Here is a 17,538-nt window from a genome sequence, read left to right on the forward strand (position 1 = left end):
GCCGAGCTATGAGACGAATTAACACCATTCACTTTATTGGGATTGGTGGTGCCGGTATGGGCGGTATTGCTGAAGTTTTGGCCTATGAGGGCTACCGAATCACAGGTTCTGACATTGCTCAAAACGCGATGACGCAAAGGTTATTGAAAGTTGGTGCTGAGATATTTATTGGCCATGATGCAAACAATGTTAAAGATGCTGATGTGGTGGTTGTATCCAGTGCGATTGATCTGACAAACCCAGAAATTGTTGCAGCCAAGCAAGCGCGTACGCCAGTTGTGAGAAGAGCTGAGATGTTAGCGGAGTTGATGCGTTTTAGGCATGGTATTGCAGTTGCAGGTACCCACGGAAAAACGACCACCACAAGCTTAGTTGCGAGTATTTTCGCTGAGGCAAAGCTCGACCCAACATTTATTATTGGTGGCTTGCTTAATAGTGCGGGCAGTAATGCAAAGGTGGGTACAAGTGACGTATTAATTGCGGAAGCTGATGAGAGTGATGCATCTTTCTTGCACTTGCAGCCGATGGCTTCTGTAATTACAAATATTGAAGCTGACCATATGGATACTTATGGTGGTGACTTCGAAAAGCTTAAAGATACCTACATTGAATTCATTCACAACTTACCATTTTATGGCTTAGCTGTGGTTTGCATAGACTCCCCTGTTGTGCGTGAACTTTTACCCCGTTTCGCAAGGCCTACGATTACCTATGGTGAAAGTGAAGATGCCGACTACCGTATGACCAACTATATCCAAGATGTGGGCAGTTGTCGTTTTACTGTAGTGCATAAGTCGGGCTCGAGTATTGATATCCAGCTGAATATGCCGGGTAAGCACAATGCGCTGAATGCCACGGCAGCGATAGCAATTGCTAAAGATCATGATATAGAAACCATTGCGATTCAAAATGCTTTACAAGAGTTTGCAGGTATTGGGCGTCGCTTCCAACATTATGGCACTTTCACTCATGATGAGCGGTGTGTGATGTTGGTTGATGACTATGGTCATCATCCTTCGGAAGTGGCAGTGACGATACAAGCTGCACGTGCTGGTTGGCCTGACAAGCGTTTAGTGATGCTTTACCAACCACATAGATACACTCGTACTCGAGATTTATACGAAGAGTTTGTAAAGGTTTTAGCTGAAGTCGATCAATTGATTTTGCTGGATGTTTACAGTGCGGGTGAAAGCCCTATCGTCGGAGCAGATAGTAAAGCTTTATGTCGTAGTTTAAGGCAGAGAGGTGTTGAGCCTATTCATATTGCCGAGCATAGCGAGTTGTTTAGCGTCCTTGCTGATGTGGTCAAAGACAACGATTTAGTGATTACACAGGGCGCGGGCAACATTGGTCAAATAGTTAAAAAATTGGCTGCAACAGAGCTATCTCTAGAAAAACTAAGGTCAGAAAGTTTATGAGCAAATTTGGTAAAGTAGCTGTTTTACTGGGTGGTAGCTCAGCTGAGCGAGAAGTGTCTTTAGCATCGGGGACTGCGGTGCTTGATGCTTTAAAACGAGAAGGTGTGGATGCTATTGCTTTTGATCCTGCTCAGCGCAACATATGGGAATTAAAGTCTCTGAAAGTTGAGCGAGTATTTATCGCTTTGCATGGCAGGGGGGGAGAAGATGGCACTGTTCAGGGCGCACTAGAGTTTATGGGGATACCGTATACAGGCAGTGGCGTATTAGGCAGTGCATTAGCAATGGATAAAATTCGTTGCAAGCACTTATTTCAGTCGGCTAAGTTAAGCACTGCTAAATATGCGGTAGTAGACAAGCAAAGTGGTTTTGATGCGCAAGCCATTATTAAGGAACTGGGTTCTGTTATGGTGAAGCCAAGCCATGAGGGCTCCAGTGTCGGGATGGCCAGAGCAGATGATGACATAGCGCTAACCGAAGCGCTCAATAATGCTTTTAAATTTGATAGCCAAGTTTTGGTGGAGCAGTGGATTGAAGGTCGTGAATTTACGGTCGCAGTGCTCGATGGAAAAGCATTACCAGTTATTGAGATGCGTACTCCTCGTGGTTTTTACGACTATGAGGCTAAGTATAAAGAAAGTACAACCGAGTATATTTGCCCAGCAGATATAAGCCTTGCTTTTACAGAGCAGTTACAGGTTATGGCAAGTCATGCTTTTGAGTTGGTTGGTGCGACAGGCTGGGGCAGAGTGGATGCGATGCAAGATGCAAATGGTCAGTTCTATCTGTTAGAGGTAAATACAGTCCCAGGTATGACAGAGACGTCACTGGTACCAAAGGCTGCACAAGTTGAAGGCATGACATTTGACCAGTTAGTTATTCGTATTTTGGAGCAAACGGTTTAAGATGCGCCAAAATCTGCAGAAAGCCATCTTAAATTTAAGGACCTGGAACTGGTCCGTAATACTTGGTGTGGGCTTTTTCATATGTGTCTTATTGATTTTGTCACGTAGCTTTTTTTGGGTCAGTGACTGGTTAGTCGAGCACAGAGATGCGCAAATTAAAACTTTAACAGTGCTAGGTGAGCCGTTTTATACCAGTGAGCAAGATATAATTTCGGCCATTAGTGAAACCGATCTGAAAAGCTTTTTTAAGCTTGATGTGAAAGCAGTTCAGGCATCGGTAAAAGCATTGCCTTGGGTAGCTTCTGTATCGGTACGCAAGCAATGGCCAGATACAATTCAGATTTATGTCACAGAGCACACTCCTGTGGCGTTTTGGAACAGTGACTCGTTGTTAAATGAAAGCGGATTTATTTTTCAAGCAAGTAGCGACAAGCTGCCTGAAGGGTTACCCCAGCTTTATGGTCCAGAAGGGAGCGAAAAAGAAGCATGGGAGACATTTTTACAGTTGAAAGAAATGTTAGCTGTAAACTCGTTTGAATTAACAAGCTTGGCCCTGTCAGAGCGATTTGCTTGGCAGCTATGGTTGAAAAATGGCATTAAGCTTAATTTAGGTCGAGAAGAAAAAGCAAAAAGAGTGCAAAGGTTCATCGATGTATATCCATTGTTACAACGCCCTGAAGGCGCTCTGCTCGATGTGATCGATTTGCGATATGATACGGGACTGGCGGTAAGTTGGAGATACCCTCAGATTCAAGAGAATATAGAAAAGAGTAAAGCATGACCAAGTCAGCAGAAAGAAACTTAGTGATAGGGCTAGATGTGGGAACTGCCAAGGTTGTTGCCACTGTGGGTGAGATCACACCAGATAATCAATTAAGTATTGTTGGCGTTGGCAACCAAGTTGCACATGGCATGGATAAAGGCGGCGTAAACGACCTTAACTTGGTATCTGACTCGATTAAACGTGCAATTGATGAAGCCGAACTCATGGCGGACTGTCGCATTAGTTCGGTCTACTTAGGGATCTCTGGAAAACACATTCAATGCCAAAATGAAAGTGGTGTTGTTGCAATTAATAATGCAGAAGTTACGGATGACGATATTGCCAATGTGATTCATATTGCGCGGTCGGTGCCTATTTCTGCTGAACGTAAGATGCTGCACTCACTACCACAAGAATATAGTATCGACATGCAAGAGGGGATTAAGAACCCACTAGGTATGAGCGGTGTGAGAATGGAAGCCAAAGCACATATCATTACGTGCTCGAATGACATGGCGAAAAATATTGAAAAGTGTGTTGAGCGCTGCGGGTTAGATGTTGACCAATTAACATTTACGGCTCTGGCGTCGTGCTATTCAGTATTGACTGAAGATGAAAAAGAGCTAGGTGTGGCTGTCGTTGATCTAGGTGGTGGTACCATGGACATCGCTATTTATGTAAATGGAGCCTTGCGTCATACGGCAGTAATTCCAGTTGCTGGTAATCAAGTTACCGGAGATATTGCAAAAATATTTAGAACACCTATCTCACATGCTGAGTCTTTGAAGGTACAATACGCGTTTGCAAGTAGCCAAATGGCCAGTGCTGAAGAAACAATCGAAGTGCCAAGTGTAGGTGGTCGCCCATCAAGAATTATGTCTAGGCATACTTTATCGGAGGTTGTAGAGCCGCGATTTAGAGAGTTATTTGAGCTGGTTCAAGAAGAAATTCGTCGCTCTGGTTTTGAAGATCAGATAGCGGCTGGTGTTGTTTTGACAGGGGGCAGCGCCAAAATGAAAGGGGCACTGGAGGTGGCAGAAGACATCTTTCAGATGCCGGTAAGGATAGGAAAACCTGTTGGGATCACAGGATTAACTGATTATGTTGATGATCCGGCATATGCAACGGCGGTAGGTTTGTTACAATACGGCCGAACGCTGCAAGCCAAAAATGCACAAAAGGCGAAAGTTGATGCCGAAGATGGTTGGTGGAGCCGAGTAACTAAATGGTTCCAAGGTGAGTTTTAAAGCTCAAGTCGGAGAGTGAAGATGTTTGATATTATGGAACAACACGGCGAAGAGGCCGTAATTAAAGTAATTGGTGTTGGCGGCGGCGGTGGCAACGCCGTTGAGCACATGGTAAAACAAGAAATAGAAGGTGTGCGCTTTATTGTTGCTAACACAGATGCGCAGGCGCTAAGAAAGTCGTCAGCAGATGTAACAGTTCAGTTGGGCACGCAAATAACCCAAGGTTTGGGAGCGGGGGCAAACCCTGAAGTTGGCAAGAAAGCCGCGGAAGAAGATGTTGAAACGATAAAAGCTAGCCTTGAAGGCGCGGATATGGTGTTCATTGCCGCAGGCATGGGTGGCGGTACAGGTACCGGTGCTGCACCAGTTGTTGCTAGAGTAGCTAAAGAATTAGGTATTTTGACTGTTGCCGTTGTAACTCGTCCTTTTGACCTTGAGGGTAAAAAGCGTATGGCGGCTGCCGATCATGGCATTGGTGAATTGTCGGAAATTGTAGACTCACTTATTACAATTCCTAACAACAAGTTACTGAAGGTTCTTGGCAAAGGTACTACATTATTAGACGCGTTTGCGAAAGCCAATGATGTACTTTACGGTGCTGTACAAGGTATCGCAGAACTGATTACTCGTTCAGGTTTGATTAACGTGGACTTTGCTGATGTAAGAACTGTGATGTCAGCAATGGGCACGGCAATGATGGGGACGGCTGCTGCTTCAGGACCTGATCGTGCACAAGAAGCGGCTGAAGCGGCAATCTCAAGCCCGCTATTAGAAGATGTTGATCTAACTGGTGCGAAAGGCATTTTAGTTAACATTACTGCTGGCATGGATATCACCATTGAAGAATTTGAAGTTGTTGGTAATCATGTGAAGGCGTTAGCTTCTGAGAATGCAACGGTAGTTGTAGGTGCAGTGATTGACCCTGAAATGAGTGACGAGCTGCGAGTAACGGTTGTTGCAACGGGACTCGGTGGTGAACGTAAGCCTCAGTTCGGTATTGTTGATACAGGGTTGCAAGGTTTCTCAGGTCAGGCCAGCACAGGCACGCATGGTCCTAGCCACATCAGTGAAGATACCATCCCTAGCTTCGGTGGAGCTGGTAACAAGCCTGTAGAAACGTCAACAGGTAAAGATTCTGGTGCTGGTGTTGCTGGCATGCAGGGCGTTAAATCGCCCAAAGATTCAGAGTCACCTGAAAAAGAAACTGGTGAAAAAGAGAAAGGTGATTACTTCGATATCCCTGCATTTTTAAGAAAGCAGTCAGACTAAGAAGTAGTTTAAAACCAGATTAAAAAATAGACAATTGGCAGGGTGCTCATTTTGTGATACACTCCGCCGTCTATCTAACTTAAAGTGGGCGAATATATGATTAAACAACGTACAATTGCAGAAGTTGTTAAAGCCACAGGTGTAGGTTTGCACAAAGGTGAAAAGGTCACGATCACTCTCCGACCTGCGAGCGCAAATACAGGTGTTGTATTTCGTCGCGTAGATCTAGACCCTGTTGTCGATTTTGAGACAACCCCTGAAGCTGTGGGTGATACGCAATTATGTACTTGTTTGACCAATAAAGATGGTGTTCGCTTATCGACTACAGAGCACTTAATTGCTGCTGTGGCAGCTTTAGGTATAGACAATTTAATTGTCGAGCTTGATAGCTCTGAAGTGCCTATTATGGATGGTAGTGCATTACCATTCATATACTTACTTCAAAAAGGTGGTATTGCCGAGCTTAATGTCGCTAAACGCTTTATCCGTATCAAAGAAACGGTACGTGTTGAGGAAGGTGATAAGTGGGCTGAGATTGAACCGTATGATGGTTTTCATATTGATTTCGAGATCGCTTTTGACCACCCAGCTATCAATGCTAGCCGACAGCGTATTGGCTTAGATATCACGGCCCAAAGTTTTACCCAAGAAATAAGTAGAGCACGTACATTCGGCTTCATGAAAGACATCGAATATATGCATGCTAATAATCTTGCTTTGGGTGGTAGCATGGACAATGCTGTCGTACTAGATGATTTTAAAGTGCTTAATCCAAATGGTTTGAGATACAAAGATGAGTTTGTTAAACACAAGATTTTAGATTGTGTAGGCGACTTGTTTATGACTGGTCATAACATTCTGGGTAAAGTTACTTGTTACAAGTCAGGTCACGGCTTGAATAACAAGCTACTAAGAGAAGTGATGGCAAATGAAAGTGCGTGGGAATGGGTGACATTTGATGAACCTGTTACAATGCCAGCCCCTGGATTGGAAGCAGGACAGCAACTTTCAGCAGTTTAAAAAAAATGACGCGGTAGCGTCATTTTTTTTGCCTTAGTTAATCTTTGCTTAGCTATTTCTTTTCTCTGCGGTGGCTGGCAAGTTTTAGGAGCTTTTCTTTTAACCCTGGGGGGGCAGCCTCGGCAAGCTGGGACAATTGATTGGCCGTTTCTTGGCTTAACCCCGGTTTTTCTGGTGTTTTCTGTGGCGTTTGTTTGAGCTCTTTTTGCAATCTTTGCTGAGCTTCAGGGTTGGAGGTTATTTTAATTTGACCACAATCATGAAGACCAGACTGCCTAAAAGCCGAGAGTATTTCCATTTTTAAGTAACCCAACCTCGTTGCAAGCGTAGCTGATGCAGCTTCTATAAACAACGTGCCCTGCGCATAATTGGCAACGCGACATTTTTTACTTAATATTGGCCCCAGAGCTTCTTCTAATGGGCTTTGCAGTGCATTGATATCCTGAGATTTTTCGACGTAGTTAGTAAGTTTATCAGACCACTTCGGTGCCAGCTCCGACAGAGGCTTAGGGTTGAATCTATTTTTTGCCATGGCCTGCTCTTCTATACGATACATACAGCATCACTAATTTAGCTTTTCACTCTTCCGACGAAGAGTATTGTGATGCCTGCGGTTACTTCATTATATAACGGCCATATTAAGATAAATAGTCCCTTACAAAGTACAATCTGTAGAAGAACGTTGTTGTCTGAACGCTATACACTTGAACTCTGAAGCTGTAACCCCCATATTAAGCTCATTACCGAATATTATCGTCATATCCCGTCGCTATAATTCAGGAAGAACGCTGGAATACTCGCGTGTTTTCAAACCATATGCTGCTCCATAAATTATTAAATAGGAACAGTTTTCGCTTTGGTGGTTTGCAGATGCGCATAGTCTGGTATGATAGGGTATAAATTTAACTCGGCACACTGCACAAATTCGACTTTGTCGCCAACAGGACTAGTAAGCCTTTTGGGAATACGCGAATGCACGGGCTTACAAATATAAGATTGAAATGGTTTAAACATGATAACTAAAATTTTTACCAAAATTTTTGGTAGCCGTAACGACCGGATGATCAAAAATTTACGCAAGACGGTCGCTTTAGTTAATGCTTTAGAAGAGCAGTATAGCAAGCTATCTGATGAACAATTAAAAGCAAAAACAGCAGAGTTTAGACAAAGATTTGAGCAGGGAACTAGCTTAGACGAATTACTTCCTGAAGCATTCGCTACTGTTCGAGAAGCATCAAAACGTGTCTTTGAAATGCGTCACTTTGACGTCCAAATGATAGGTGGCATGGTACTTCACCAAGGGCGTATTTCTGAGATGCGTACAGGTGAAGGTAAAACACTCACAGCTACATTACCTGCATATCTAAATGGTTTGACGGGTAAAGGGGTTCACGTAATTACGGTGAACGATTACCTTGCTAAGCGTGATGCAGAGAATAACCGCCCATTGTTTGAATTCTTAGGGTTGACTGTTGGCTGTAATATTCCGGGTATGATGCCTGCGCAGAAGAAAGAAGCGTATGGGGCAGACATTACTTACGGTACTAACAATGAATTTGGATTTGACTATTTGCGCGACAATATGGCGTTTAGCATTGAAGAGCGTGTACAGCGCCCACTTCACTATGCCGTCGTGGATGAGGTCGATTCAATTTTAATTGATGAAGCGAGAACACCATTAATTATTTCAGGGCCAGCGGAAGATAGCTCTGAATTGTATGCGCAAATAAATAAAATTGTACCTGAGCTAGTTCAACAAGAGAAAGAAGACGAAGAGGGTGTTGAGGGCGATGGTGATTATACTATCGACGAGAAGTCTAAACAGGCGCACCTGACTGAGCGTGGTCAAGTTAATGTTGAAGAACTTTTAATTAAGCATGGCCTAATCGAAGAAGACGATTCGCTTTATTCAGCGGGTAACATCACGCTATTGAGTCATGTTTATGCCGCTTTAAGAGCGCATAAGCTGTATCAAAAAGATGTAGACTATGTTGTTAAGGACAATGAGGTGATCATTGTTGATGAGCACACTGGTCGTACGATGGAGGGCCGTCGCTGGTCAGAAGGTTTGCACCAAGCGGTTGAAGCAAAAGAAGGTGTACGTATTCAAAATGAAAACCAAACTTTGGCCTCAATTACTTTCCAAAATTACTTCCGTTTATACGACAAGTTATCGGGTATGACTGGTACGGCGGACACAGAAGCATTCGAATTTCAATCAATCTATGGCTTGGATACAGTTGTTATCCCTACCAATAAACCGATGATCCGTGATGACCGTGCTGATTTAGTTTATCTAACTCAAGAAGAAAAGTTTGAAGCGATTCTAGAGGACATCAGAGATTGTCAGAAACGTGGACAGCCGGTGCTTGTTGGTACAATCTCAATCGAGAGCTCTGAATATTTATCACATTTCTTGCGTAAAGAAAAAATCGAGCACAATGTTCTAAATGCGAAATTCCATGCCCAAGAAGCTGACATCATTGCTGATGCGGGTCTACCAGGCCATGTGACTATTGCGACAAACATGGCGGGTCGTGGTACCGATATCGTGCTTGGTGGTAACTGGCAAAATGATATAGCCAAAATTGAGAACCCAACAGACGCACAAGTCGAAGAAGCAAAAGCCAAGTGGAAAGAGCTACATGATAAAGTGCTAGAGGCTGGTGGATTACATATCATTGGTACTGAGAGACATGAATCTCGCCGTATCGATAACCAACTTCGTGGCCGTTCTGGTCGTCAAGGTGATGCCGGTTCAAGCCGCTTCTATTTGTCTATGGATGATGCATTAATGCGCATCTTTGCTGGTGAGCGTATGACAACGATGATGCGCAAACTGGGCATGCAGCGTGGTGAAGCGATAGAGCATCCATGGGTAAACCGTGCGATTGAAAATGCTCAACGTAAAGTTGAAGCTCGTAACTTTGATATTCGTAAGCAACTGCTTGAATACGATGATGTTGCAAATGATCAGCGCCGCGTTGTTTATGAACAGCGAAATGAACTACTGGAAGAGGGTGATATTTCAGAAACAGTTAATGCGATTCGCAGCGATGTTGTAAATGGCATTATTGATCGCTTTATTCCGCCACAGAGCTTGGCTGAAATGTGGGATATTCCTGGTCTAGAAGAACGCTTGAAGGCGGATCTATTGATAGAGATGCCAATTGCAAAGTGGCTTGAAGAAGACAGTAAACTGTATGAAGAGTCTTTGCGAGAGCGAATTGTCGAAGAAGCTGAATTAGCATACAAGCAAAAAGAAGAATTGGTTGGTGCTGAAGTACTGCGTCACTTCGAGAAAGCGGTCATGTTACAAAGTTTGGATCAACACTGGAAAGATCACTTGGCTGCGATGGACCATTTACGTCAAGGTATTCATTTACGTGGGTATGCGCAAAAGAACCCTAAGCAAGAGTACAAGCGTGAATCATTTGAGCTTTTCTCTAATATGCTTGAGACACTAAAAGTGGACGTTGTTGGTGTACTAAGTAAGGTGCAGGTGCGTGCAGAGGAAGATGTTGAAAAAGTAGAAGAGCAACATCGTCGCAGCGAGCAAGTACCTAAACAATACCAGCATGAAGAAGCAGAAAAGGTTGGCGGTGAAGCACCACAAGGAGCAGCAGTCGCTGCGCGTGCAGAGCCGAAAGTAGGTCGCAATGAGCCGTGCCCATGTGGTTCTGGTAAAAAGTATAAGCAATGTTGCGGCAAACTTAGCTAAGCAGTTTGAATAACACTACTAAAGCGGCCTTGTGTCGCTTTTTTTTTGAGGAATTAACATGACTAAAAAAGTCGTGAATGTGGCCGTTGGAGTCATTTTTAAGCGAGGCCAATATTTTGTATGTAAACGAAGCGAAACGCAGCATCAGGGGGGCTTATGGGAGTTTCCTGGTGGTAAAGTCGAGTCGCAAGAAAGTGTTGAGCAAGCATTAGAGCGGGAATTGTCTGAAGAAATAGGTATTGAGGTGCGAGGGTCAAAGCACCTGACGACCATCGAGCACGATTATGGTGATAAGCAAGTCTGCTTACATGTACATGTTGTTGACCAATTTGAAGGTGAACCAACAGGCCTTGAGGGACAGCCTAGCCAATGGGTTGATTACCAAGGTCTGACAAGCCTTGATTTTCCAAAGGCTAATGTTGCTATCATTGAAGCGTTGGCGACATTTTCATAAGCGCTTACAATTGTTTTCACAGCTATGTGTAAAAACCTGATTTAGCAAGGTATGATTTGTGTATATCAATAATGGAGTCATTAGTATGCGCAAATCCATCGCAGCTTTTGGTGTTGCCCTAGCGCTTGGCCTGGTTGGCTGTAGCGAGCAGCCACAAACAGAAGCACCAAAATCAACGGTTCAACAACAAACCCTTAGTTCAGGTATTGAACTTGAAAACATTGACCACTCAATACGCCCTCAGGATGATTTTTACTATCATGTAAATGGCAAATGGTTTGAGAGAACTGAGATCCCCGCGGACAAATCCAATTATGGCTCTTTTAGTGAACTCTATGATGAATCACAAAAAGCACTGCGTATTATCTTAGAAGATGCGGCTGGTAACAATAAAGCTGAACTTGGCAGTGATGAATACAAATTAGGTGCATTTTATAAGAGCTATACTGATGAACTAGCTCGTGAAGAGTTAGGTGTCGCGGCACTAGATAACTATCTAGCACCGATCCGTGCATTAGAAAACAAATCACAGCTTCCTAAGTTGATGGCGCAATTGATAATGCAAGGTGGAACAACGCCTATGGCTTGGTACGTGAACAACGACGCTAAAAATTCAAGCGTGAATGCTCTGTACCTATACCAATCTGGCTTAGGCTTACCTGATAGAGATTTCTACCTCAAAGATACCGAAAAATTTGTGAATATTCGCTCAGAATATCAAACCTATATCACGAATATGTTGTTTGAGTTCGGTTATGACGAAAAGCAGGCAGAAAAAGCAGCTCAAGCTGTTATAGCCTTAGAAACCCAAATCGCTCAAGTGCAGTGGAGCCGTGTAGATAGTCGAGATGCTTCCAAGACTTACAATAAGCTCAATGTAGCGGAGTTCAATAAACAACTTACTGATTTTGATATTGAGGCTTATTTAAGTACGCTTGGCGCTGACTTGGATGAAGTTATTGTTTCTCAGCCAAGTTACTTTATCGCGCTTTCCAACATTATTAAACAGAGTGATGTGAGTGTCTGGCAAGATTACTTAACCTTTCATTTTACAAACAACTATGCTGAACTGCTCGAGCGTAAACTGGTAGATTTACGCTTCGGTTTTTATGGTAAGACATTACGCGGTGTTGAAGAGCAAGCGCCTATTTGGAAACAGGCAGTTGATGCCAGTAACGATGTCCTTGGTGAATTGCTCGGGAAGATTTATGTTAAGCAGTACTTCCCACCTGAAGCTAAAGCGCGCATGACTACCATGGTTGACAACCTTATTTCCGGCTTTGAGCAATCTATTGATGATCTAGTTTGGATGAGTCCCGATACCAAGGTAGCAGCAAAAGAAAAGCTTAGTAAGTTTACGCCTAAAATCGGTTACCCTGATAAATGGCGTGACTATTCGAGTTTAGAGATTAGTGCTGATGACTTAGTGGGTAACTATGTTCGTTACAATCAATGGGCTTACCAAGATATGATTAGTGAGGTAGGTAAGCCAGTTGATCGCTCTAAGTGGTACATGACGCCACAGACTGTTAATGCTTATTACAACCCAGTAAACAATGAGATCGTGTTTCCTGCAGCTATTCTTCAGCCACCATTCTTTAATCTAGATGCAGATGACGCAGTAAACTATGGCGCGATTGGTGCTGTTATTGGGCACGAGCTTGGTCACGGGTTTGATGATCAAGGAGCAAAATATGATGGTGATGGCAACCTTCGTAACTGGTGGACTGAAAATGATCTTACTCAATTCGAGACACGTGGCCAAAAGCTTATCGAGCAATTCAATGACTTCAAGCCATTTGATGATGCCAATGTAAACGGTCAGCTGACCTTGGGCGAAAATATTGGTGATCTCGGCGGGTTGACGGTGGCCTTCAAAGCTTATCAATTGTCATTAAATGGGCAAGCTGCACCTGTCATTGATGGATATACAGGGGAGCAGAGGTTTTTTATGGGGTGGAGCCAAATTTGGCGAAGAGAGTACCGTGATGAAGAGCTGAGAAACCGCTTAATGACGGACTCTCATTCACCGAGTCAATACCGAGTGATTGGGATTTTATCGAATATGCCGCAGTTCTATGAAGCTTTTGAAGTGAAAGAGGGCGACGGTATGTATATCAAACCTGAGGACAGGGTCAAAATTTGGTAAAACTTTGATAAATCCAATTCAAAAACCTGCTTTGAGCATTGCTTGAGCAGGTTTTTTTGTGGAATAAACGGGCTTTTTTAAAATTTGATAGCGCTGTCATTTTTTCTTCGATATGATGAAAAACTAACAATAAGTTGGTTAGTACTACTCTCTGAACGCCTGCAAAAGCATGTTTGGTAGCGAATACGCTATACCATTTAATAGAACAATTACGTGTGCAAAGCAGCACAAACAAGCTTTTGCTAAAATGTGACTTCAGGGCAATAGTCTTTAGGAGCTGATATGAATTTTAGAAAAAACATGCTGACGCAAGTGTTTGCAACAACGTTGATAGCAACATCGTTTGGTGCAAATGCAGCGTTTTCCCAACCACAGCTAGATGCCTTTGCGCAAAATACGCAACTCACATTTGCAGTTGAAAATAATTTCCATGGCGGTGCTGGCAGTTTTATTGGCTCTATTTCTCTCGAAAATAATTCAAATATTGCCCTTCCAAAGGGGAAGAATGATTGGCAAATTTATATCCACTCCGTACGTAAAATCAAAACAAATCAAGCGGCTGGCTTGAAGATTGAGCATATTAACGGTGACTTACATAGGCTGATTCCAACGAAAAGTTTTGCGGGCTTAGCACCAAATGAATCCCTTAAAGTAGAATTTGAGGCGGCTGCTTGGATAGCTGCATACACCGACTTTATGCCACGCGCTTTTATTGTTTCAAACGGACAATCGCCGGTAATTTTTGCAAATACAAATACTGAAGATATGACACGCTTTGTCGCACCATTTACGCGCGAGAATCAATTGAAACGCCACAATGATCCGCTTGATTATTCGCCTTTGGCAAATGCTCAATGGAGATATGAACACAACCAAAATAATGTCAAAGTTGACAAAGAAGCGGCCATCAAACGAATTATTCCAAAGCCATATACTGTTGACTTTAATCGCGGCGTTGCTGAGATTGATAACACGTGGCAAATTCGTTTTGCAGGGAGGCTTAAGTCAGAAGTAGCCGTATTCGGCGAAGATTTAAAGGCTTATGGATTGTCACTTGATGCACAGCCAGATCATATAAAAGCAGGCAAAACACCAACTATATATCTGAAAGTTGAAGCGGGTGATTATGGTCGTAATCAGGCAGCCTCAGGAAGTTATAAACTCGAGGTTGACGACGAAAAAATAGAGATTATTGGTGTTGATAACGCAGGTGTTTTTTACGGTATTCAAAGCCTGTTAGCTCTATTTCCGGTAGCGCAAAGTAATGTAATCAAAGTGCCCAATGTAGAAATTGAAGATACGCCACGTTACGGTTGGCGAGGCATGCATTACGACAATGCGCGTAATTATCATGGTAAAGAGGCGCTATTTAAACTTGTTGAACAAATGGCTCGCTATAAGCTTAATAAGTTCCACTGGCATTTTTCAGACGACGAAGGTTGGCGAGTGGAGATCCCTGGCCTTCCAGAGCTATCAGAAGTTGGTGGTTATCGTTGTTTTGATTTACAGGAGCGCGACTGTCTATTAACTCAATTGGGAACAGGTCCGTTCAAATCAGGCTCTGGTAATGGCTACTTATCTAGAGAAGACTTTGTTGAATTACTAAAGTTTGCAAAAGCTAGGCATATCGATATTATCCCTGAAATAGAGGGGCCGGGCCATGCTCGTGCTGCAATCAAAGCGATGGAAGCCCGTTATTACAAGCTAAAAGAGCAAGGTAAAGAGGCAGAAGCTAAAGCTTACTTATTAAGCGATCTAGACGATAAATCAGAATATTTAACCGTGCAAAACTATACCGACAACTCTCTAAATGTTTGTATGGACTCAACATATGCATTTATTGAGAAGGTGACATATGAACTACAAGGCATGTATCGAGAAGCAGGCACGCGCTTAACGAATTTGCATTTTGGTGGTGATGAAGTAGGCGCAGGCTCTTGGGCCAAATCACCAGCATGTCAAACATTGTTCAAAGACGCCAATAATGGGATTGCGGGACCTGCAGATCTGAAGCCGTATTTTACTCAGCGCGTTGCTAAAATATTCGCTAAACGTGGTATTGCACCTGGCGCCTGGGAAGATGGTTTAATGTACGATAGAGTGAACCCATTTAAGCGTGATGAATTTCCAAATCAAGTTTTTACAGCAAATGTGTGGGATAACATTTGGGAGTGGGGAGTAGCTGATAGGGCACACCGATTAGCGAATGATGGATACCAAGTGATACTGTCTCACGGTACACACCTTTATTTTGATCACCCCTATGAAGCACATCCGGAAGAACGAGGTTATTATTGGGCCGCGCGTTATACCGATACTAAAAAGGCATTTGGGTATATGCCTGACAATGTGTATGCAAACGCTGACTTTACTCGAAATGGCGAGTCTATCGATAATTTAGAGGCGCTAGTTGGTCGTCCGCTGCCTGAGCTCGAAAAACCGGAAAACATCCTAGGCATGCAAGGCCAAGTGTGGACTGAAACAATTCGTACTGAAGAACAAGTAATGGCGATGATGTTTCCTCGGGTTCTGACTGTTGCAGAGCGAGCTTGGCATAAAGCTAAATGGGAAGGCAGTGTACGAGATGAAAAAGAGCTTGCGGCTGACTGGCAGGAATTTTCAGCAACGCTCGCTTTGAAGGAGCTTACACGGTTGGTTAAATCGGATGTGAATATTAACTTGCCAGTACCTGGTGCTGTTATAGAAAATGGTCAGTTGTTGGCAAATAGTGCATTCCGCTTCTTAACTATTGAAGTAAGCTTAGACAGAGGTAACTCGTGGCAGCAATACACAGGTCCGATGTCAGTCACAGAACCGAAAGCAGTACGACTACGAACTAGTCTAGATGGTAAAAAATATAGTCGTATCACTGGATTAGAGTAGGCATTTACATTGCTTTAAACAATTAAAGGGGCGTTTGCCCCTTTTTTGAATACTATTTAGTATAATTTCTAACTAGTAATAAAGTAGATTTTAACGTAAAGTTAAATGTCAGCGCTGTCATTTTAAGTTTAAGTAGCATTATGACAGTGTCTTTACTTTGGCAGAGACCTAGAAAGCCGCGCTCGTCGGCAGAAAATAATAAAATTTGAGAGTTTGTGGTCTGATAGGTCACGAACAAAAATTGTATTAAGCTTTAATTGCAAACAAGAAGAGTATTATGGAAGCAACAGTGGATATGAATGAAAAAGCGAAGCAGAGTGTCTGGTTGCCTATGACACTGGCTGGCTCTATGTTTTTTATACTGGGTTGTATTACATGGCTAAATGGGGCCATTACGCCTTTTTTACAACAGATGCTTGAGCTTTCTCCCCTGCAAGCGTCATTTATTATTTCCTCATTTTACATAGCAGTAACGATTGCTGGTATTCCTTCAGCAATGGTGATTAAGCGTGTCGGTTATAAAAATGGCATGGCCGTTGGTTGTGTGATTATGGCGCTATCTGCTTTGCTATATATTCCCGCTGCGAAAATGCAGGCAATTGAAATCTTTTTACTTGCTCAGTTACTAATTGGTGTAGGGCAAACTGTACTGCAAACAGCCGTTAATCCATATGTTGTGAAAATGGGATCTGAGAAGTCAGCGGCAGTTCGAGTCTGTATTATGGGCTTATTAAATAAATCAGCTGGCGTAATTGTTCCTATCGTATTTGCTGCGGTTGTTGTTAGTGGTGTAGTGCAAGGTGGAGAGAGCCTGTCACAAGAACAAAAAGATGCAATGGCAAATAGCTTGATTGCACCTTACCTAGCGATTGCTGGTTTAATATTTTTATTTGCTTTATTCGCGAAGTTCTCACCATTGCCTGATCTTGTATTCGAGGAAGAAGGTGAAACATCCAAAGGTGAATTAAGAGAAGCGCTTCAGCACCCGCACTTAGTTTTAGGTGTTATTGGTATCGCTTTGTACGTTGCAGTAGAAGTTATTGCGGCAGATACTATTGGTTCATATGCTTTGCATTTAGGCATTGCTGACTACTCAATAATGACTTCATATACAATGGGTTGTATGTTGCTAGGTTATGCAATTGGGATTGTATTAATTCCTCGTTTTATGTCTCAGCAAAGTGCGCTTGTGATGTCTGGTATTGCCGGTATTATCACTGTTTTAGCTGTGGTCATGGGCGATAATGCATCTTTTGCAATTTCTAACTTATTGTTAGTGCCTTTTGGTGGACCTCAGCTGCCAGATCCGTTATTGTGTATCGCATTATTAGGCTTTGCCAACGCAATGGTGTGGCCAGCAATTTGGCCTCTAGCACTTGATGGACTGGGTCGATTGACCGGTACGGCTTCTGGTCTATTGATTATGGGTATTGCAGGTGGAGCTTTAGGTCCATTATTAATTGGACTTGGTAATGTTGCAGGCTTAGGTGCTCAAGGAGCATATAGCCTAATGATACCAAGTTATATATTTATTCTCTTCTATGCTTTGAAAGGTCACAAAATGAGAAGCTGGAAGTAAAAAGAATTTCTATTTCAAAGTAGAAATAATCCCGTGTGTAATGCCACCTTTAAGGTGGCATTTTTTTATCTATTAAACAGGCGCACGCCTAAAAGTTGTTGGTCCTGTTTGTATTTTACTTCGGAACCCT

General features: G+C 42.9%; 12 protein-coding genes. 11 read left to right on the forward strand and 1 reads right to left on the reverse strand.

What is annotated here, in order from left to right; translation table 11 throughout:
* Positions 1-8 precede the first annotated feature (8 nt).
* From murC to lpxC, 6 genes are all read left to right on the forward strand, one after another.
* The gene (gene murC, locus N475_RS14075; protein ID WP_063365457.1) at positions 9-1,418 is read left to right on the forward strand and encodes a UDP-N-acetylmuramate--L-alanine ligase; all 1,410 of its coding nucleotides are present in this window, start codon (positions 9-11) and stop codon (positions 1,416-1,418) included.
* The gene (locus tag N475_RS14080; RefSeq protein WP_063355522.1) at positions 1,415-2,323 is read left to right on the forward strand and encodes a D-alanine--D-alanine ligase; all 909 of its coding nucleotides are present in this window, start codon (positions 1,415-1,417) and stop codon (positions 2,321-2,323) included. Before murC ends, N475_RS14080 begins: the two co-directional genes overlap by 4 nt.
* Position 2,324: 1 nt before the next feature.
* Entirely contained in the window at positions 2,325-3,104 is a 780-nt protein-coding gene (locus tag N475_RS14085; protein WP_063355521.1) for a cell division protein FtsQ/DivIB, read from the forward strand.
* Complete coding sequence (ftsA, locus tag N475_RS14090; RefSeq protein ID WP_063355520.1) at positions 3,101-4,333, forward strand: cell division protein FtsA; 1,233 nt, start codon at positions 3,101-3,103, stop codon at positions 4,331-4,333. The genes N475_RS14085 and ftsA overlap by 4 nt, the downstream gene beginning before the upstream one ends.
* Before the next feature lie 21 nt (positions 4,334-4,354).
* Positions 4,355-5,602, forward strand: a complete 1,248-nt coding sequence (ftsZ, locus tag N475_RS14095; RefSeq protein WP_063355519.1) for a cell division protein FtsZ — start codon at positions 4,355-4,357, stop codon at positions 5,600-5,602.
* Between the two features lie 96 nt (positions 5,603-5,698).
* Positions 5,699-6,622 carry a UDP-3-O-acyl-N-acetylglucosamine deacetylase gene (lpxC, locus tag N475_RS14100; RefSeq protein ID WP_063355518.1) on the forward strand — a complete coding sequence of 308 codons (924 nt, stop codon included), beginning with the start codon at positions 5,699-5,701 and terminating at the stop codon, positions 6,620-6,622.
* 52 nt (positions 6,623-6,674) lie between these two features.
* Here the strand turns inward: lpxC and N475_RS14105 are convergent, their stop codons facing one another.
* On the reverse strand, positions 6,675-7,154 hold the full coding sequence (locus tag N475_RS14105; RefSeq protein WP_063365458.1) for a DUF721 domain-containing protein: 480 nt from the start codon (positions 7,152-7,154) through the stop codon (positions 6,675-6,677).
* Between the two features lie 480 nt (positions 7,155-7,634).
* Here N475_RS14105 and secA point away from each other — a divergent pair, with 480 nt between their 5' ends.
* The 5 genes from secA to nagP all read left to right on the forward strand — a co-directional run bounded on the left by secA (position 7,635) and on the right by nagP (position 17,408).
* Positions 7,635-10,343 carry a preprotein translocase subunit SecA gene (gene secA, locus N475_RS14115; RefSeq protein WP_063355516.1) on the forward strand — a complete coding sequence of 903 codons (2,709 nt, stop codon included), beginning with the start codon at positions 7,635-7,637 and terminating at the stop codon, positions 10,341-10,343.
* A 58-nt stretch (positions 10,344-10,401) separates the two neighbouring features.
* A complete protein-coding gene (gene mutT, locus N475_RS14120; RefSeq protein ID WP_063355515.1) occupies positions 10,402-10,797 on the forward strand; it encodes an 8-oxo-dGTP diphosphatase MutT in 396 nt (131 codons plus the stop codon).
* Positions 10,798-10,882: 85 nt separating this feature from the next.
* Entirely contained in the window at positions 10,883-12,946 is a 2,064-nt protein-coding gene (locus N475_RS14125; protein ID WP_063365454.1) for a M13 family metallopeptidase, read from the forward strand.
* Positions 12,947-13,228: 282 nt separating this feature from the next.
* The gene (locus N475_RS14135) at positions 13,229-15,829 is read left to right on the forward strand and encodes a family 20 glycosylhydrolase (protein ID WP_081232434.1); all 2,601 of its coding nucleotides are present in this window, start codon (positions 13,229-13,231) and stop codon (positions 15,827-15,829) included.
* A 277-nt stretch (positions 15,830-16,106) separates the two neighbouring features.
* Positions 16,107-17,408: an N-acetylglucosamine MFS transporter NagP gene (nagP, locus tag N475_RS14140; protein ID WP_063355512.1), complete on the forward strand. Its 1,302-nt coding sequence runs from the start codon at positions 16,107-16,109 to the stop codon at positions 17,406-17,408.
* The last annotated feature ends 130 nt before the right edge of the window (positions 17,409-17,538 follow it).

It is taken from the genome of Pseudoalteromonas luteoviolacea DSM 6061, assembly GCF_001625655.1.
In the GTDB taxonomy this organism is placed as follows: Bacteria; Pseudomonadota; Gammaproteobacteria; order Enterobacterales; family Alteromonadaceae; genus Pseudoalteromonas; species Pseudoalteromonas luteoviolacea.

Excerpts from the sequence above, each read along its gene's own strand:
- secA (WP_063355516.1), top strand. The coding sequence starts at position 7,635 with ATGATAACTAAAATTTTTACCAAAATTTTTGGTAGCCGTAACGACCGG.
- N475_RS14085 (WP_063355521.1), top strand. The coding sequence starts at position 2,325 with ATGCGCCAAAATCTGCAGAAAGCCATCTTAAATTTAAGGACCTGGAAC.
- N475_RS14105 (WP_063365458.1), bottom strand. The coding sequence starts at position 7,154 with ATGGCAAAAAATAGATTCAACCCTAAGCCTCTGTCGGAGCTGGCACCG.
- ftsZ (WP_063355519.1), top strand. The coding sequence starts at position 4,355 with ATGTTTGATATTATGGAACAACACGGCGAAGAGGCCGTAATTAAAGTA.
- mutT (WP_063355515.1), top strand. The coding sequence starts at position 10,402 with ATGACTAAAAAAGTCGTGAATGTGGCCGTTGGAGTCATTTTTAAGCGA.
- N475_RS14125 (WP_063365454.1), top strand. The coding sequence starts at position 10,883 with ATGCGCAAATCCATCGCAGCTTTTGGTGTTGCCCTAGCGCTTGGCCTG.
- murC (WP_063365457.1), top strand. The coding sequence starts at position 9 with ATGAGACGAATTAACACCATTCACTTTATTGGGATTGGTGGTGCCGGT.
- N475_RS14080 (WP_063355522.1), top strand. The coding sequence starts at position 1,415 with ATGAGCAAATTTGGTAAAGTAGCTGTTTTACTGGGTGGTAGCTCAGCT.
- N475_RS14135 (WP_081232434.1), top strand. The coding sequence starts at position 13,229 with ATGAATTTTAGAAAAAACATGCTGACGCAAGTGTTTGCAACAACGTTG.
- ftsA (WP_063355520.1), top strand. The coding sequence starts at position 3,101 with ATGACCAAGTCAGCAGAAAGAAACTTAGTGATAGGGCTAGATGTGGGA.
- nagP (WP_063355512.1), top strand. The coding sequence starts at position 16,107 with ATGGAAGCAACAGTGGATATGAATGAAAAAGCGAAGCAGAGTGTCTGG.
- lpxC (WP_063355518.1), top strand. The coding sequence starts at position 5,699 with ATGATTAAACAACGTACAATTGCAGAAGTTGTTAAAGCCACAGGTGTA.